Source organism: Edaphocola flava, assembly GCF_004118155.1.
Classification (GTDB): Bacteria; Bacteroidota; Bacteroidia; order Chitinophagales; family Chitinophagaceae; genus Edaphocola; species Edaphocola flava.
This window is the reverse complement of the sequence record NZ_SAIQ01000001.1, coordinates 390,783-408,700: the sequence shown is the minus strand read 5'-3', so window position 1 is coordinate 408,700 and position 17,918 is coordinate 390,783. Positions and strand designations below refer to the sequence as shown.

Below are 17,918 nucleotides of genomic sequence, written 5' to 3'. Positions count from 1 at the left end.
AAGATATCATCCTGTACAATCTGAATAAAATATAATATAATGTTACAACCAAAAAGAGTTAAGCGTCGTAAACAGCATAAAGGCCGTATCAGAGGTAATGCACAACGTGGTGCTACTGTAGCATTCGGTTCTTTCGGTCTGAAAGCTTTAGAGCCAAAATGGATTACTAACCGTCAGATCGAAGCTGCACGTCAGGCTATGACACGTCATATGAAGCGTGAAGGAACTGTTTGGATCCGTATCTTCCCTGATAAACCAATTACTGCAAAACCAGCAGAGGTACGTATGGGTAAAGGTAAAGGTAGCTTGGAATACTGGGCAGCTGTAGTAAAACCAGGATGCATCATGTTCGAAGTTGAAGGTGTACCAATGGAACTGGCTAAAGAAGCAATGGAATTAGCCGCTCAAAAATTGCCTATCAAAACTAAGTTCGTTGTTCGTCACGATTACGTTGAAGCATAATTAACATCATGAATCTTGCTGTAAAGCATAGTTCTAACCATTAAAAAAGTATTTAAAATGGCAAAGTCTAAAAAAGTAGAAGACTATCGTTCATTAAGCGATGAGGCGTTGTTAGATAAGATTGGTGCTGAGACTGATCGTCTTAATAAATTAAAATTCAGCCACTCTGTTAACCCAGTTGAAAATCCGATGATCATCCGTTCAGTACGTCGTCAGATCGCACAACTAATTACAGAGCAACGCAAAAGACAATTAGGAAACTAAAAATATTTTAGTCATCATGACAGTAGAAAGAAAAACTAGAAAAAGCCGTATAGGCTTAGTTACTAGCAACAAAATGGATAAAACAATCACTGTTGCAGTAGAGCGTAAGGTAAAACACCCTATTTACGGTAAGTTTTTGAAAAAAACTACTAAATTCCACGCGCACGATGAAACTAACCAATGTGGTATTGGTGACACCGTACGTATCATGGAAACTCGCCCTCTGAGCAAAACAAAATGCTGGAGATTAGTAGAAATCATCGAAAAGGCTAAATAGTTTACCACGCGATCTTTATTCATCTGCATTCCATCGTGTTGCAGCGCTGAAAAGATTTTAAACAGTCCGGAGCAGCTCATTGCTGTGTAAGGATTAAACAATTAACAATTAAAGCGAACAGCTAAACATTTTTATAAAATGATACAGCAAGAATCAAGGCTAAAAGTAGCAGACAATAGTGGTGCAAAAGAAGTACTTTGTATCCGTGTATTAGGCAACTCAGGTCAGCAATATGCTTATGTAGGCGATCAGATTGTGGTTACAGTAAAAGATGCTATCCCAGCTGGTGGCATTAAAAAAGGTACTGTTACTAAGGCCGTTATCGTAAGAACAAAGAACAAGTTACGTCGTAAAGATGGTTCTTACATCAGCTTCGATGAAAACGCAGTAGTATTATTAAACAATGCTGGCGACCCTCGTGGTACTCGTATCTTCGGGCCAGTGGCCAGAGAGCTGCGTGATAAAGGATACATGAAAATTGTTTCCTTAGCTCCTGAGGTTTTGTAAAAAATATTTTGTACCTTTGCCGCCCGTTGACTCAAGCGGCACTATAGAATTCGTTTAAAATGAAAACTAGATTCAAACCAAAATTCAATATCAAGAAAGGCGATCAGGTTGCAGTAATCGCAGGCGATGACAAAAGCCGCACTACTCCCCGTCAGGTATTGGCAGTATATCCGCTTAAAGGGCGTGTATTGGTAGAAGGTGTTAACATCGTTACCAAACACATCAAACCAAGTGCAAAAAATCCACAAGGTGGCATTGTAAAAGAGGAAGCGCCAATCAATATTTCAAATGTACAGCTGTGGGATGCGAAAGCTAAAGCTCCTGTACGTGTAACGCGCGAACGTAACGATGGTAAAACGGTTCGTATTTCTAAAAAAACTAGTCAAGCAATTTAATAATGAGTACTACATACACTCCGCGTCTTCAGAAAAAGTATGCTGATGAAGTTAAATCGGCTTTGATGAAGAAATTCGGTTATAAAACCGTGATGCAAGTACCTAAACTGGTTAAGATCTGTCTTAACCAAGGTGTAAAAGGTTCTACATCTGACAAGAAATTAGTTGATGATGCTGTGAAAGAAATGACAATGATCGCTGGTCAGAAAGCGGTTCCTACATTATCTAAAAAGGACATCTCTAACTTCAAATTACGTAAAAACATGCCTATCGGTGCTCGCGTAACTTTACGTGGTGCTAATATGTTTGAATTTATGGATCGTTTGATCTCTATCTCTTTGCCACGTGTACGTGACTTCAAAGGTATCAATGACAAATCTTTTGATGGTCGTGGTAACTACACTTTTGGTGTTACAGAGCAAATCATTTATCCGGAGATCGATATCGATAAAGTAAATCGTATTTCTGGTATGGATATTACTTTCGTAACTACAGCTAAAACTAACGAAGAAGCTTACGAATTACTGAAAGAATTAGGCTTACCGTTCAAAAATATTAAAAAAGATATTAATTAATCATGGCTAGAGAATCCGTAAAAGCGCGTCAGCGCAAGCGTGAGAAAATGGTAGCTCAATTTGCTGAAAAACGTGCTGCTTTAAAAGCTGCAGGTGACTACGAAGCATTGGACAAATTACCAAAAAACGCTTCTCCTGTTCGTCTTAAAAATCGTTGTCAATTAACAGGTCGTCCTAAAGGTTACATGCGTCAATTTGGTATTGGCCGTGTTATCTTCCGCGAAATGGCATTGAATGGTTTGATACCAGGCGTAACTAAAGCTTCTTGGTAAGCATTTAGTCGACTATCATTGCCGGTTTCGGTTTCTGATGGTTTGAAATTATTAGGCCTATGTCCATAGCAATATGGTAACTAGCGTCAATTACTCAACTTAAAATTTAAAGTTTAAAAATGGTAACAGATCCTATAGCCGATTTTTTAACGCGCATTCGTAACGCTCAGATGGCTAAACACCGTATCGTTGAAATCCCAGCTTCTAATCTGAAGAAAAGAATCACTGAGATTTTATATGATAAAGGTTATATCTTAAAATATAAATTCGAAGACGATAACAAACAAGGTTTAATTAAGATTGCATTGAAATATGATGGTCAATCTAAAGAGCCGGTTATCCGTTCATTAGAAAGAATCAGCCGCCCAGGTTTACGTCAGTATGCTAAACCTTCTGAAATCAAAAGAGTAAAGAATGGTTTGGGTATTGCTATCGTTTCTACTTCTAAAGGTGTAATGACTGATAAAGAAGCTCGTAACAATAACGTAGGTGGTGAAGTATTATGCCACGTTTGGTAATATACTTTTACTGAATATAAAAGAAAAGAGACTGTCCGAAAGGGTAGTCTCTTTTCTTTTATATCAGATCTATTCTTGCGGTGAATGATTGTGTACTCTATAGTTGTGCCGTAGATATTGTCTAAAGTGCAAGTAAAAAGGCTATCCGTTGGGTAGCCTTTTTGTTTACAGTGTTTTTATTAACCAAAGAATAACTTCTGTATGTGTAGATTTTAATTGACTGATATAACTTCTACTACAATTTTAGTTTATACCTATACAATGAATGTAAAAATAACGATTATGAATATTAGGTTATATGTGGTAGGTTTGGACTTTATTTAACCTTAAAATTTACTGTTATGAGAAAATTAATGTTTTTGAGTTTTGCGCTGTTTGGAACGGCAACTGCTGCAAATGCTTCCTGGATCAGGTGGCAACCCTCCAGCTGGGCGTCTGGGCCTGGCAATACTCCCAATCCTACATCTATTGTAACATGCCATAATCTGCATGCTCCGCGTTGCATGGAGTTTGAAGGTTATGGAAAGTATCCCCAACCCGGACAAAGGGTTAAGATTTACAACGATTATGAAATGGTCGGTTATGGTACCGTTATTAATTGTATGATGGATCCTGGTGACAATGACGGAACTAATATTGAGGACCTTAAGGGAACGCCAACTACTCTGGAGATTGAGTTTGATCATATCAGTAATTAGTCCAATTAATATTTGCTGCTTTCAATCATAGAAGGAATATGATTATGTCATATTCCTTCTATTTAAAACCTATAATAGAACATAAATGAATATAATCAGATACTTTCAATACATTATTTTTTACATAGCCATTCTGATCAGTAATGCACAATGCAGGGCGCAGCATACAAAGGAGTATAAACAAGAGCAGGAACATGTAAGGGTATTAATCCCTTTTGTACCTGGTAATTGCCATCTCTGTAATGAAAAATTCTATGAGAAATTAAAAGTGCTGGATATAAAGAATATTCCATATGCATTCCTGCTATCTGAAGATTTTTCAGAGGACCTTGATTACATCAAGAAAGAGTATAAATTGGATGAATTTAAGAGCCACCAATTTGTACTATCTACCGCTTTGTTTGAAAAATACTATCTTCCTCCACAATCATATGCTTTGGAGTTTGGTACTGATTCCCATTATAAAATCTATGATAATATTGATGTCCTTATTGAGGATCTTAAATCATTTAAAGTAAAGGATACTTTGGATCTGGGCAGTTATAAAATAAAAAAATCTGCCTCGATCATCATGATGAGTAACAGGGAGCAGATGTACGTTCAGAATGCTGTCCAGACCAATACTTTTGATTTTATTGATCTCAGAACCGGGAGGCAGCAGCTAAAGGTTTCCCTTACCCCACAACATTTATTTAATAACTACCTGTTGAACTTCAAAGATTCATTTACAGCAGTAAGCAAGTTGAAAGAAGTGGAAGCAGAAGGCATCCCCAAGAGAGATGAGTTTATCCTGTTTGAATACGTAAAAGACTCTATTTACGCTACTTCTATGCATACTTATATCCAAAATATGAAAGACTCTGTATTACGGAGTTTTTATACTATGAATTTGTATAAAGATGGGGTTTACTGCGGCTCCCGTGCCATCAGCGATGAACGGCTTCCTGATGATTATTACATTCTTCCGAAATTCCACATATACAATAATGCGGCTTATTTCGCTGTTGTTAAGATGAAATTAGATAAGGATAAGCCTAATTATTTTCTGGCTAAGTTCGAATTAGAAAATGGTACCTATCAGTTTAAAAAATTCCTTCAGTTTAAGGTGCCGCCAATACACAAAGAAGTGGGTTACCAGTTTATAGATTTGCGATTTAGTGATAAGTATTGTATGACTACGATAGGCAATATTTTGTACGATCTGGAAACAGAGGAGGCTACTTCCTTATTTATACCGGTTAATGAGCGCTTTGGATTTTCTGATCTTATGAACAATTTTAAAGGTATTAATATCTTGATTAAAAGAATGGATGTGCAGTACCCAAATTTATTAATAACTTTTTGTTCAATTGACAAAAGTGGAAAGGGCCATAATAAAATCCTGGCTTACAATATAGAGAATAATACTGTCGAGGGCAGATTTGAGATTCCCTTGGAGCATTCCAGGTTTATCAATTCCGATAACTCCAGATTTGGTTATTTCCTATGGGTACCGGAGAAGGACAATAATGACTATGTGGTGTATAAAAAGATGTTTTAGGAGATCTGCTTCGATCTCTAGTCATATTTGTTAATCTATGTAAACTAAAAGGCTAAGGCTAACCTTCGGGATAGACTTAGCCTTTTGTGTATGATTGCCATACTATTTCAGTATCATCTTAAAACCTACACTTTTCAGGGTAACCAAAGATACCTGTGCTGAAGCCTGGAAGTAGTTTCTTATTTTACGGATGTACACATCAAGATTGCGTGAATTGTAAAACGTATCATCTCCCCATACCGATAACAAAAGCTCCCGTCTGTTAATGATGGCATCAGGATCCAGGAAAAGCATAGAAAGGATCTCCGATTCCCTTTGAGATAAAGTATATAGCTCTGAGCCTACCTTTAAGGTATACTGTTGGGGGTTGAAAGCGCAATCTCCAAATACACGCTCATGAGTACCTGATTGTAGCTCAGCAGGCTTTTCTTTCTGCTTGAGCTGGTATTGCACACGTACCATAAGCTCATCGATGCTAAAGGGCTTGCGTATATAATCATTCGCACCGGCACTGAAGCCATCTATAACATCCTGCCCCTGTCCTTTGGCACTGAGAAAAATGATTGGCAGCTTAGTATCGATCCCGCGAACAATCTGTGCAATACTCAATCCGTTTATATGCGGTAGCATAATGTCGAAAATGCAGAGATCGGGTTGGAAATTATTTAAAACGGATAGGATATTCTGACCATCTTCCTTGTGCAATACCTGGTACCCCTTCAGTCGCAGCATATCCGTCACAATCCTGGCCAGTGCCTGTTCATCCTCAATATACAGAATTTTTTTACCCTCCATAACTAATACTTAATCGGAATTTTTATAATAAATTTTGCTCCTCCTAAAGAAGAGTTATCAATACGAATCGTGCCATTATGCGCTTTAATCACATATTGCGTATAGGCGAGCCCAAGCCCATGGCCCTTTACGATATGTCCCTTTTCACTGTGTACGCGATAAAATTTTTCAAATACTCTTTTGCTCTCTTTCGGTGCAATACCAGTGCCGTCATCTTCTATTTCAATACGCACATATCCATCAGCTGCATGAGTAGCAATACATATCCGCTCCCTGCCATATTTAATCGCATTATCCAGCACATTGCCGATCGCACTCTCCAGATGGAAAGGATCTCCTTCTATGACTCCGTTAGGGATAGTGCCCAGTATTTCCAGTACCCTTTCTTGCATAATAATAGTCGCCTTGTATTTTGTAATTACATTCTGCAATAACTGCGGGAAGCGGAATTCACTTTTATGAAACTGTATGGTACCCTGATCTACCGATAACTGGTTTAAGATATTCAGCACAAAAGCCTCCAGGCGTTTAAGCTCACTGTTGGCAATACTGATGTACTCTTTGGTCTGTTCGATATGGTCTTTAATCTCGAAGTGATTGAAGGCCTCCAGGGCCAGCAGGGAAGTAGTAATGGGGGTTTTCAATTCATGAGCGGTATTGCTGATGAAATCATTCTTCTGGGTGGTTAACTGCTGCTGCTGCACGAGCGTGCGGTAAGAAAAATAAAAAGTAAGGGTGCAGATCACAAACACCACCAGTGAGAGCATAAGCTGGGTATATAATCCGGTCCAGAGGTATGGCCTGTAATTATAGACATATACTTCCATGCCGAGTAAGGATGCAACGGACTTCTCATTATCCATTAAGAAATCATCATTGTAGCGCTGCTTTTTTGATACTTTAAGTCCCTTGTACCGTTCTGTAACCATCGAAGAGAAGCTGGTAAACAGCCTTGCCGTATCCATACTTTTGATCACATTAGCCCCGTTAATCATGCCCATTACCTGCTCTATCATTTCGTCCAGGTTTGCACTTTTCTTTGCATTGGCGTTAGGGGAGCCTGCTGTTCCTTTGGCAGACACCTTTTCCGGTGTATCTTTAGATGCGATCACAGAATCAGGTTGAGCGATGATCGTCAATCCCTCCGGAGTAGATGCGATGGACTGAATCTGGTTTACCAGGAGTTTCTTAATGCTATCCGGGGCATCTTCAATAGAATTATAGGATTGCATTGTGGGCATTTGTTCCAGAAGCGATTCCGGTTGCCTTTTGGGATGAGAAGCTGTTGTATCATTAGTTTGCGGTGCAGTCAGATGAGGTGTGCCTAATGACTGAACCGTAGCAGATGATTTAAGTGCAGATATCTGGTTGAGCGAAAGCATGCCGGAAGCCAATTGCTGCTGCAGCACATACCGGCTCATTTCGCCTGTAATATATTCGGTAAACTGCTCCTGGGTAAGTTCGTTATATAATACATTCAGCGCCTTATTCAGATTCCGTTTTTCTGTCTCATAACTACTGTCGATCCAGATGCCCAGAAAAAGGCCAATAAGCGCCAGACTCAATACCATCAGCACCGTAATATACCGTAATTGTCTTTTACTGCGCATTACTTACAAATAAGAAACAATATTAATGACTTATTCCAATCGCAGGAGTGCATTAACATTAATTAACTTACTAATAAGTAGTTAAGATAGCATCAGCCCTTAGGTATTAGAAGGGCATACCGATACCGATATTGAGGTTGATATTCTGGTGACGCCATTCCTTACTGCCAAAGTCGATGCCTTCTATTACCCAGCCGCTGTTATAAGGTACGTAAGGTTTTTTCAATGGGAAAGCCCAGTCCGCTCTTAAGATCAGAAAGCCACCAATATCAGCGCGCAGGCCAGCACCGGTACTCAGTGCGATGTCCTGCCACAGTGCATTGAAGCGGAAAGATGCCCCCGGAAGATTAGGGTCCTGCTGTGCCAGCCAAATATTACCAGCATCGGCAAATACAGCGCCATTCAGGCCTATTGCACCTGCAAATAGCTGGATCATTTTAAAACGATATTCTGCATTCCATTCCAGTTTAATATCTCCGCTCTGGTCAATGAAAATGCGGTCCTGGCTGTTTTGGGCTGCAGGATTGTAATAACTGCCCGGGCCCAGCAGGCGTGGTGCCCAGCCCCGGATACTATAGGCTCCGCCGACAAAGTACTGTTTGATGTAAGGTAGCGTACGGGAATTGCCATACGGGATACCAACACCACCATACATGCGCAGCACGAATGTTGCATTATTACTTTTGAAATACTGGCGTGCATCAAAATCAAGCCGTACATAATTAGCATAGTTAAAGGATAAACCTTTATCATTTGCTGCTTTAGCGATAGCATTGACACCCCGCATAAGCGTACCGGCCTCTTCCAGGCCCAGTCGCAGGTATGTATGACGGTGCGGTAACCGGCCTTCTGTGTTATGAATAAATTCTACATTCTCACCTTCAATGAAGTTCTCCTGGTAACTGTTACGAATGGCCTGAACCTGATTCATACGCACGCGGAAAGAATCAGAAATATTGCTCAGGTGCAGGGTATTGATAAACACAGGATTGATCTGCCATGTGGTCCAGTTATTGCTTTTCCATACATAACCAAAACTACTGTTGATATTGCGCAGTCTGAAGTAGGCCGGGCGGTCCAGGTAGTTGACCCCAATCGTAAACACCGTTTTGGGACTGGCAGAGCGGTTATTGTTGATGGAAAACGGTAAAATGAATTTGGGCGAAATCAGCTTCATGTTTAAACCGAAATTCTGAGACAGCAGGTAGAACCGCTGGAAGAATGGCTGATCGGTATTCTTATACTGGTTCAGCTCAAACCCGTAGGTGCCGGAAACGGAGAACTGGTTTGCCCCGCGGAACATATTACGATTGGTAACGGATGCATTCACCGCACTACCGGCAATATAAAGATCCCCTCCTGATAATTCAAAGTTGGTAGAGAACTCATATGGTTTGGCAGGGCTCAGAATAATGTGCGCATTTAATTGCTCAAGGCTGCCCGCAGAGTCTTTACCATCGAGTAGGAAGATGCGGGCATAGTTGTAGATACCCAGGTCATTCAGCTGCAGCAATGTATTGTCATAGTCCTGCTGGCGGTATAAGCCCTTTGGTTGCAGAAAGATCTTAGATTTAATAACCCCGTTACGAACAAGTGGTTTTTTGTTTTTGTACCGGAAAGTAATGCCGTCAATCACCTGTTCGTACTGGTAACTTTTACGGAAGTTCTCATTGTCCTTATACTCCGGGTATACATAGATATGCTGGTACTGGTACCGGTTGAATGCGGTATAGTTTTCTTCCTCTTTTACCGTAGCTGTAACAGAAACAGTAGGCCGGCTATTTTTGATTTTTCCCACCAGAATATTGGCAGCGTTTTCTACTATACTTTTTTTAGAGCGTAAGGTTTTGGTACCGGAGGTGTCCAGCTCAAAAGAAATATTATCGGTGTTGAATTTGTAGAAGCCTTCGTTCTTCGCAAGGTTTACCATCTGGCTGCGCTCAGCAGACAGCAAACCATTAGAGTAGGGCATTGATTGCTGCAGCAATGATTTCTTTTTCCATATGGGCAGCATGGTCTGTGCCAGATCAGAGCTATCAACATTGTAGTCCAATGTATCAATCAGGAATCCATGGTGCGTATTGACATCATACTGTACAACAACCTCCTTATCCTTGGTAGTATGAGTAGCCGTCACCACAGCATTAAAATATCCCTGGTTGCGCAACAGGCTTTGCATTTGCTTCTTGGAAGTACTGATCGTACTTTCATTAAAAATAACTGGTTTTTCCGCAATGCGGGAGCGAATCTGGAAGTTGGCAGTATCCTTCTGGAACTTTTTATAACGTAAGTTATACAGCCATATTTTGAAGGGAAATGCACTTAGGAAATAAGTATTGTTCTGCTGAACAATTACACTTTTCAGGGCATCTTTTAAAGCCCCTTTATCTGCATAGGTCTGATCGGTACGCAGGTTGACGGTGTTTTTACGCAGCAGGTATTCATTTTGTTTGAAGTGCTTTGTAGGGCTGCAGGAGTACAGGAACAGGACTAACCATAATGCCGCAAAGCAGCCATGGTACCCCGATTTCCGATATGTAGTCTTCGCCTTAAATTTCATATACGATTACTGGATAAAATCCGAAATAATATGTGCAATATCGCGGGCATGCGCGCCGTATAACATGGTCTGGTGATTGCCCTTTACAGAATACAGGGTACAGTCCTTCATGATCGCAACGGTTTCTTTAGCCTTATACCGGGGCAGTAAGGGCTCATCCAGGTTATAATCATCTGTACCGTTGATGAGTATACAAGGTATCATTATTTTCTCAAAGGTACTTTTCCAGTTCTGGTTTATGACATTGAGTGCAACAGAAGTCATATTAGCCAGGTTGGGAATAGTGTCCACTCTGCCATCTGCACGCATCTGTATATCCGCACAATAATAGCTTTCCATAAAATCATCCCAGAAAGTAATCTGAGGAGCGTTTTTCATGCTGTCAATAAATGCATCGTAAGAATCATATACCTTCGATAATCGCTCAAATACCGGTGCCAGCATAGCCCCTGAATTAGGATTCAGCTCCGCCGCGGAATCTATAAACACAATTTTACGGATGCGGTCCGGGTAATTTGCACAGAGATAGGCAGAGAGCAGCCCACCGTAAGAGTGCCCCGCTATATTGGCCTCTTCAATTCCTAAATGGTCCAGCAGTCCGAGTATATCCATGGCATGGTCCTGCAGGGAGTAGGCAAATGCAGGTTTTGCACTTAAACCTCTTCCCCTTAAGTCAGGGCAGTAAATATTATATTGTCCCAGCAGCCCGGCATGAATAACACCGTCAAATGCATGAGCATTGGCTGTAATGCCATGTACCATGATCAGGTGAGGCTTGTCCGGCCCGGCATAAAACTCCAGGTAATGCTGCTTAAGACCGTTGCTTTCGATGAAATGATTTTGCATCAATTAATAATTTATTGTAAAGCCATATCGTACTCCTCTACTACATAGCATCACTAAAAATAAAATATACAGAAGGTGGCAAAATTACAGGAATTTTACGAACGCTTCCGATTATTTAAACAGAAGCCTGCATTTAGGCCCAAAGGAACAAAAAGTGTTTTTAAATTAAAATATTATATATTTGCAGTAACAGTAATCTCCTGTTTATACAGTTTGCTCATGGCATACATCCTTAAATGCCATTGAGAGAGCTACTTCACTTTCAATTATTTTGATCCTTTTTTAATGCAGTATAATACTTCCCGTAATAAATTAATCATGCCGGAATATGGACGGCACATTCAGAAAATGGTGGATTATATTCTCACCATAGAAGATCCGGAAAAACGCCAGAAAAATGCACAGTCCATAATAGAGCTGATGGGTATCCTGAATCCGCATCTGAAAAATGTAGAAGACTTCAGGCATAAGCTGTGGGACCATATCTTTCGTATCTCTGATTTTGAGCTGAAGATCGATTCCCCGTATCCCGTTCCGACAAGAGAGGAAATGGCTAAAAGGCCGGAACCATTACCATATCCAAAACGTAACCGCAAGAATAAACATATCGGGCACAATATTACCCAGATTATAGACCGTGCGATTCAAACCGATGATGAGGAGAAACGTAAAGGGTTTACGCAATCAGTAGCCTATTACATGAAACTATCTTATGCTAACTGGCATAAAGAGCAGGTGCAGGACGATATCATCAAAGAAGAACTGAGGGTATTGAGTAATGGTGCGCTGGATTATGTGCCGGGAGATGTAAAGGTTCGCTTTAACAACAGCAACTTTAAAAAACACGCGCAGAGTAATAGCGGTAACAATAATAATAACCAAAACCGCAATAAAAATGGCGGTAGCGGAGGCGGAGGTAATAAAAACAACCGCAACAGCAATAGTAATAGCAACAATAATAGCAATAGCGGGCATTATTCTAAAAACAAAAAGCGCAATTAAGCCGTATAACCGGTCCTGCATTGAATTGTTTTTTTAGCAAAAGTTTGCTTTTCCGATTTCTTTGATTATTTTTAGGCATTAAAATTAAGTAATCCCTTTCAATCATTCTGTAAGATATTATAATTATGAAGCGTTTTTTATTGGCATCTTTTAGCGCAATAGCAGCAATTACTACGTTTACAATATCATCTTGTGAAGTGGATAAGTGTAAGGCTATCGTTTGTGCAAACGGAGGAACTTGTGAGACTGACGGATCATGTACCTGTCCTGCTGGCTATGAAGGAGATCGTTGTGAAACGATTACCCGTGACCGTTATAAAGGCGCCTGGACAGTTACTGAAGATGGTACCGTAAGCAGCATCGCGCGCTATACAGTATCAGTAGAAAATAACTCTACACTGACCAGCATACAGATCCGCAACTTCAATAACCAGAACAATGCGGTACTGGTTGCAAACATTGTTAAAGATTCTATCTTTATCCCAACACAGACGTATACCGTAGGTACACTGACCAAAACCGTTGTAGGTTATGGTGCCATTACCCCGGAAAAATTCTATAAAGGACACGGCGAGCTGAAATTATACTATCGTGTAACCTCTTCTGATGGTATCATTGATAACTTCGGATACCAGGGAGTAGGTTCTCCGTCCCTGTGGACTAAATAATTTCATCCCGCAATTCTTCTTGCGAAAAGAAAAAGCGAGGCTATCTTTATTCCGGTAGCCTCGCTTTTATTTATTATTTTTGAACTTCTGATCGGCAAATTGCTGTACAGTTTAGCAGGTATCCATGAAAAATGTTTTTATACACTATCGTTGGTTTATAGTACTGGCCATAAATGCCGTACTGTTTTTTGCTGCTTTCTTTATGCCCGTGCTCTGGTATGCAGCCATAATCTTACTATTCACTTTTGCAGCACTTACCGTAATTGATATCCTACTGCTGTTTGGGCGTAACAGAACGCTTGAGATGCATCGCATTGTGCCGGATCGCTGGCACCTGGCCGAAGATAATCCCGTAAGACTGCAATTGAAAAACCGGTTTGGATATGCCATTAAGGTTGAATGTATAGACGAAGTGCCTGTACAGTTTCAGATACGCGATTTCGTATTGTATAAGCAGCTGAGTGCAGGACAGGAAGACCTTATCTCATATGAATTGAAACCCCTCAGCCGCGGGCTGTACCGGTTTGAACATATCATTGCTTTTGTGACCAGCCCTTTAGGGTTGTTGAAGAGAAGAATTGTGATGGATGAACCTGCAGAGGTAAAAGTATATCCTACCACCCGCTATCTTAAAAACTACCAGCTGATGGCCACCAGCGATCGCAATCAGATGGCCGGTACCAAAAAGATCCGCCGCCTGGGCCATAGTCTTGAATTTGAACAGATCAAGGAATATGTCAACGGAGACGATATCCGTACTATCAACTGGAAAGCCACTGCCCGTAAGAACAATATGATGGTCAATACCTTTACCGATGTAAGGGCGCAGATGATCTATTGTGTGATTGATAAAGGCCGTTCTATGAAAATGCCTTTTGAGGGAATGACCTTAATGGATCACTCTATTAAATCCGCACTCACTTTTATGAACGTTGCGCTGCATCGTCATGATAAAGTGGGCCTGATTACCTTTTCCTCTTCGGTGCAGGATATTATTCCGGCAGAGGCCAGTCCGGGACAGATGAATAAAATCCTGGAAACCTTATACCATCAGCATACCGACTTCCTGGATGCCGACTTTGAAAGACTGGTTACCGTAACCCGTCATAAGCTCAGCCAGCGATCCTTCCTGATGCTGTATACCAATTTTGAGTCACTGACTTCACTGGAGCGGCAGATGCCTTTCCTGAGAGGACTGGCCAAGAGACACCTGCTTTGTGTGGTGTTTTTTGAAAATACGACGATCAAAGAACTGAAAGATGCACAACCCGATACCACAGAAGGTATTTACACCCGGACAATAGTAGATCGCTTTGACTATGAAAAAAAGCAAATGGTCAAAGAGCTGCGCCGCTATGGTATTATAGCAGTATTGACAACACCGGAAAAGTTGACTGTAGATGTAGTCAATAATTATTTAGAACTGAAATCAAGACAATCTATTTAAGATTTATGTTGACCAATAAGAAAATTATTCTTGCGGTAACCGGCAGCATTGCTGCTTATAAAACACCGGAACTGGTACGCCAGCTGGTAAAGCAGGGTGCAGAGGTGCAGGTATTAATGACCCTTGCTGCGGCAGACTTTGTAAGTCCCTTGTCCCTGTCTACCGTGTCTAAGAATAGTGTATATAGTAGTGTGAGTGATAATGATCAGTGGCATAATCATGTGCACCTGGGCCGCTGGGCCGATGTGATGCTGGTGGCTCCATGCAGTGCCAATAGTCTGGCTAAAATGGCACATGGTCTTTGCGATAATATTGTACAGGCAGTATACCTTTCTGCTACCTGTCCGGTGCTGGTTGCGCCGGCTATGGATGAGGATATGTGGATACATCCTTCTACCCAGGCCAATGTACAGAAAATACAGTCATACGGTAATACGATCATTGAGCCGGAACACGGAGAGCTGGCCAGTGGCATCATTGGTGCAGGACGTATGGCCGACCCGGAACGTATTGTACAATTTGTAGCCGGTTTCCTGGCGCAAAAGGCTGAAAAACACGCTTTATCCATTTATAAGAAGGCATTGATCACGGCCGGACCAACATACGAAAAACTGGACCCGGTGCGTTTTATAGGTAATTATTCTTCAGGCAAAATGGGCATAGCCCTGGCGCAAAACCTGGCACAACAGGGTGTAGCAGTAACCCTCGTCCTGGGGCCGACCAAAGAGACGGTATCAATGCCGGGTATTACGGTCGTTAAGGTAGAAAGCGCACAGCAGATGTACGCACAATGCGAAGCTGTTTTTGAAGAGATGGACCTGGTTATTATGAGTGCGGCAGTAGCCGATTTCAGACCGGCAGAACAGGCAAAAGAAAAGATTAAAAAGAAAGAAAACTCGGATCATATGACTTTAGAACTGGTCAAGAATCCGGATATCCTCGCTACCCTGGGGCAGAAAAAGACAAAACAAGTCATTGTCGGCTTTGCTTTAGAAACCAATAATGAGCTGGAGCATGCCCAGGCCAAGCTGGTAAAGAAGAATGCCGATTTTATTGTACTGAACTCCCTGAATGATAAAGGTGCAGGCTTTGGTACAGATACCAATAAGGTGACCATCATCAGTACAAACAAACCTCCGTATGAGCTACCTTTGCAGTCCAAGGCCGATGTAGCCCGGGAGATTATTAATTATATTTCCAGATCATGATCAGACGCTTTATCGTTGTTATTGTTTGCATGCTGTTGGTGAATACAGCAGTTCTTGCCCAGGAGTTTAACGGCAAGGTAACGGTGCGTTATGAGCGCCTGCAAGGGGTAGATCCCAAGTTGATGGAAAACCTGGAGAACTCCCTGAACCAATTGCTGAATAATACCAAATGGACCAATGACACCTATAAGAATATTGAGAAAATAGAAGCCAGTTTCCTGTTGAACCTAACCAAGAAAAGCGGGAGTATATTCAGCGGAACGCTTACGGTACAGGCATCCCGCCCGGTATTCAACTCAACATATACCTCTCCGCTGGTCAATTTTCAGGACCGGGATCTTTCTTTTAAATATGAGCAGGGACAAGTCGTACTGTTTGATGAACAGCGTGTTGCCGGCAGCGATCCCGTAGCGGCTAACCTTACCGCAACAATTGCTTATTATATCAATATTATACTTGGTTTTACCTATGATTCATTTCAGCAGGGTGGTGGCACTGAATTTTTCAAGAAGGCACAGTATATTGTACTGAATGCGCCGGAAGAGGGAAAGACTATTGTCGGATGGAAATCAAGTGAAGGAAGTAATAAGAACCGCTACTGGCTTATAGATCAGATTATGAATCCGCGCTTTGAAGCGTTTCGTCCTTACCTATATGCATACCATCGCTTTGGGATGGATATGATGTGGGAAAAACCGGAAGAAAGCCGCAGAGTGATCATGGATGGTCTGGAAAGTCTGGTGACCCTTAATCAGCAAAACCCTTCTTCTGTTTTACTCCAGTTCTTCTTCAATGCCAAAAGTACAGAATACATAGGTATGCTGAAATCGATGACTGAAGTAGAGCGTAAAAAGTATGCCCCTAAACTGGCCGCATTAGATATTACAAATGCTGCAAAATATAATGATGCCCGATAGTCCAGTAATGAAATGTGTACAATTGAGCCGATTCCGGATAGGGTTAGGCATTATTTTAAGTATAGTCGTTTATTCCCTGACACTTACCTCCTGCGATAGAGAACAGGAGCCTCCTATTCCCGTAACAGAAATGGGCAATATCCTCTTTGACCTGCAGGTTGCGGAGGATTACAGCATTGGTAAATTTGCGGATACCATACCACATGGCTCAGAAAAAAACACCGATACGCTGGCCTATTATTATGCTATGGTATTGAAGCACCATAATTTATCGCTGGATAAATTGCAGACCGCTCTGGACTGGTATTATGCACATCCTGCAGTTATGGACAGCGTATACCGTAAGGTGCTGGATAAGGCGAATAAATACAAAGGGACAGATATGCCCAAAGTCGCTCCTCTGGCGGAGGATAGTACTGCTGTTGCCGGTACGGATACTATCCAGCAGCCAGAAGCTACAACGCCCGTAGCAACCCCTCAGATAGATCGTCCGGAACGGACCTCTGTAGAGCCGGTAGACCGTACCGAAGACGAGGAGTTGAAAGATATACGCCGCAAAAACAAAGACATTAAAGAAACCCTTGATAAAGTTAAAAAGCAAGCACAATAGATGAAGCATATTTACGCAGTAATTACCCTGGTAGTGAGTTCCTTTATATTTGTAACCTCCTGCAAGCCGGAGCCTTCTATGCCCAAGCCCAGAGGATATTTCAAGATAGACCTGCCGGAAACACATGCCTATAAAACCTTTGACAGCGCCGGTTTCCCTTTCCGGTTCGAATACCCTGTGTACGGAAAAGTAGTACAGGATTTAAACCTGATCAAAGAAGAGCATCAGCCCTATTGGATCAATGTAAACTTTCCCGGTATCAATGCAATGATATACCTGAGCTATAAAGCGATTGAACCGGGAGCAGATCTGAACGACCTGGTAAGAGAGAGTTACAAACTGACCAATGCCCATAATAAAAAGGCCGACTTTATTGACGCCCCTGCTTTTACCACCAAAAGCGGTATGGAAGGTGTATTTTATACAGTTGGCGGCAATGCAGCATCTGTATACCAATTCTACGTTACCGATAAAACCAAACATTTTATCCGCGGTTCCCTCTATTTTAACAGTGCGCCGAATGCCGATTCTATAGCACCGGCGGCCACTTTCCTGAAAAAGGACATAGAACATTTAATTGAGACGCTGCAATTCAGATAAAAGTTTTTAAATTCGCAGCGCAATTCCTGAAATATTGAAATCAGGACGGTCTCATAGTTCAATGGATAGAATAGAAGTTTCCTAAACTTTAGATCCAAGTTCGATTCTTGGTGAGACCACTTCACAATTTATGTTCATTCTCAAAGA

21 protein-coding genes and 1 tRNA gene are annotated in these 17,918 nt (G+C 41.4%); 18 read left to right on the top strand and 4 right to left on the bottom strand.

Features of this window, described 5'->3' with window-relative positions; translation table 11 throughout:
* Nucleotides 1–39 precede the first annotated feature (39 nt).
* From rplP to EMP01_RS01900, 10 genes are all read left to right on the top strand, one after another.
* Nucleotides 40–462, top strand: coding sequence for a 50S ribosomal protein L16 (rplP, locus tag EMP01_RS01945; protein ID WP_129019812.1), 423 nt, complete (start codon nucleotides 40–42; stop codon nucleotides 460–462).
* Between the two features lie 57 nt (nucleotides 463–519).
* Nucleotides 520–726, top strand: a complete 207-nt coding sequence (gene rpmC, locus EMP01_RS01940; protein WP_129019811.1) for a 50S ribosomal protein L29 — start codon at nucleotides 520–522, stop codon at nucleotides 724–726.
* 16 nt (nucleotides 727–742) lie between these two features.
* Nucleotides 743–1,003 (top strand): 30S ribosomal protein S17, encoded by a 261-nt coding sequence (gene rpsQ, locus EMP01_RS01935; protein ID WP_129019810.1) that lies wholly within the window; start codon nucleotides 743–745, stop codon nucleotides 1,001–1,003.
* 138 nt (nucleotides 1,004–1,141) lie between these two features.
* A complete protein-coding gene (gene rplN, locus EMP01_RS01930) occupies nucleotides 1,142–1,510 on the top strand; it encodes a 50S ribosomal protein L14 (RefSeq protein WP_129019809.1) in 369 nt (122 codons plus the stop codon).
* Nucleotides 1,511–1,569: 59 nt separating this feature from the next.
* Nucleotides 1,570–1,905, top strand: a complete 336-nt coding sequence (gene rplX / locus EMP01_RS01925) for a 50S ribosomal protein L24 (protein WP_129019808.1) — start codon at nucleotides 1,570–1,572, stop codon at nucleotides 1,903–1,905.
* 2 nt (nucleotides 1,906–1,907) lie between these two features.
* The gene (gene rplE / locus EMP01_RS01920) at nucleotides 1,908–2,480 is read left to right on the top strand and encodes a 50S ribosomal protein L5 (protein ID WP_129019807.1); all 573 of its coding nucleotides are present in this window, start codon (nucleotides 1,908–1,910) and stop codon (nucleotides 2,478–2,480) included.
* Between the two features lie 2 nt (nucleotides 2,481–2,482).
* Nucleotides 2,483–2,752 carry a 30S ribosomal protein S14 gene (gene rpsN, locus EMP01_RS01915; RefSeq protein ID WP_129019806.1) on the top strand — a complete coding sequence of 90 codons (270 nt, stop codon included), beginning with the start codon at nucleotides 2,483–2,485 and terminating at the stop codon, nucleotides 2,750–2,752.
* Between the two features lie 119 nt (nucleotides 2,753–2,871).
* Nucleotides 2,872–3,270 carry a 30S ribosomal protein S8 gene (gene rpsH / locus EMP01_RS01910; RefSeq protein ID WP_129019805.1) on the top strand — a complete coding sequence of 133 codons (399 nt, stop codon included), beginning with the start codon at nucleotides 2,872–2,874 and terminating at the stop codon, nucleotides 3,268–3,270.
* 341 nt (nucleotides 3,271–3,611) lie between these two features.
* On the top strand, nucleotides 3,612–3,968 hold the full coding sequence (locus tag EMP01_RS01905; protein ID WP_129019804.1) for a hypothetical protein: 357 nt from the start codon (nucleotides 3,612–3,614) through the stop codon (nucleotides 3,966–3,968).
* 85 nt (nucleotides 3,969–4,053) lie between these two features.
* Nucleotides 4,054–5,508 carry a hypothetical protein gene (locus EMP01_RS01900; RefSeq protein WP_129019803.1) on the top strand — a complete coding sequence of 485 codons (1,455 nt, stop codon included), beginning with the start codon at nucleotides 4,054–4,056 and terminating at the stop codon, nucleotides 5,506–5,508.
* Between the two features lie 102 nt (nucleotides 5,509–5,610).
* Here EMP01_RS01900 and EMP01_RS01895 read toward each other — a convergent pair whose 3' ends face one another.
* From EMP01_RS01895 to EMP01_RS01880, 4 genes are all read right to left on the bottom strand, one after another.
* Nucleotides 5,611–6,303, bottom strand: a complete 693-nt coding sequence (locus EMP01_RS01895) for a response regulator transcription factor (protein WP_129019802.1) — start codon at nucleotides 6,301–6,303, stop codon at nucleotides 5,611–5,613.
* A 2-nt stretch (nucleotides 6,304–6,305) separates the two neighbouring features.
* Nucleotides 6,306–7,913 carry a sensor histidine kinase gene (locus EMP01_RS01890; RefSeq protein ID WP_129019801.1) on the bottom strand — a complete coding sequence of 536 codons (1,608 nt, stop codon included), beginning with the start codon at nucleotides 7,911–7,913 and terminating at the stop codon, nucleotides 6,306–6,308.
* Between the two features lie 106 nt (nucleotides 7,914–8,019).
* A complete protein-coding gene (tamL, locus tag EMP01_RS01885) occupies nucleotides 8,020–10,473 on the bottom strand; it encodes a translocation and assembly module lipoprotein TamL (RefSeq protein ID WP_129019800.1) in 2,454 nt (817 codons plus the stop codon).
* A gap of 6 nt (nucleotides 10,474–10,479) precedes the next feature.
* Nucleotides 10,480–11,319, bottom strand: a complete 840-nt coding sequence (locus tag EMP01_RS01880; RefSeq protein ID WP_129019799.1) for an alpha/beta fold hydrolase — start codon at nucleotides 11,317–11,319, stop codon at nucleotides 10,480–10,482.
* Nucleotides 11,320–11,604: 285 nt separating this feature from the next.
* On the opposite strand from EMP01_RS01880, the gene EMP01_RS01875 reads away from it, so the two are divergent.
* From EMP01_RS01875 to EMP01_RS01840, 8 genes are all read left to right on the top strand, one after another.
* The gene (locus tag EMP01_RS01875; protein ID WP_129019798.1) at nucleotides 11,605–12,321 is read left to right on the top strand and encodes a DUF4290 domain-containing protein; all 717 of its coding nucleotides are present in this window, start codon (nucleotides 11,605–11,607) and stop codon (nucleotides 12,319–12,321) included.
* Between the two features lie 125 nt (nucleotides 12,322–12,446).
* On the top strand, nucleotides 12,447–12,989 hold the full coding sequence (locus tag EMP01_RS01870; protein WP_129019797.1) for a calcium-binding EGF-like domain-containing protein: 543 nt from the start codon (nucleotides 12,447–12,449) through the stop codon (nucleotides 12,987–12,989).
* Nucleotides 12,990–13,113: 124 nt separating this feature from the next.
* Nucleotides 13,114–14,436 (top strand): DUF58 domain-containing protein, encoded by a 1,323-nt coding sequence (locus tag EMP01_RS01865; protein ID WP_129019796.1) that lies wholly within the window; start codon nucleotides 13,114–13,116, stop codon nucleotides 14,434–14,436.
* A 5-nt stretch (nucleotides 14,437–14,441) separates the two neighbouring features.
* Complete coding sequence (gene coaBC / locus EMP01_RS01860) at nucleotides 14,442–15,644, top strand: bifunctional phosphopantothenoylcysteine decarboxylase/phosphopantothenate--cysteine ligase CoaBC (protein ID WP_129019795.1); 1,203 nt, start codon at nucleotides 14,442–14,444, stop codon at nucleotides 15,642–15,644.
* A complete protein-coding gene (gene porD / locus EMP01_RS01855) occupies nucleotides 15,641–16,561 on the top strand; it encodes a type IX secretion system protein PorD (RefSeq protein WP_129019794.1) in 921 nt (306 codons plus the stop codon). Before coaBC ends, porD begins: the two co-directional genes overlap by 4 nt.
* Nucleotides 16,533–17,171 carry a DUF4296 domain-containing protein gene (locus EMP01_RS01850; protein ID WP_129019793.1) on the top strand — a complete coding sequence of 213 codons (639 nt, stop codon included), beginning with the start codon at nucleotides 16,533–16,535 and terminating at the stop codon, nucleotides 17,169–17,171. Before porD ends, EMP01_RS01850 begins: the two co-directional genes overlap by 29 nt.
* Nucleotides 17,172–17,771 (top strand): gliding motility lipoprotein GldD, encoded by a 600-nt coding sequence (gldD, locus tag EMP01_RS01845; protein ID WP_129019792.1) that lies wholly within the window; start codon nucleotides 17,172–17,174, stop codon nucleotides 17,769–17,771.
* Nucleotides 17,772–17,818: 47 nt separating this feature from the next.
* Nucleotides 17,819–17,890 (top strand) — tRNA-Arg (locus EMP01_RS01840).
* Nucleotides 17,891–17,918: the final 28 nt, after the last annotated feature.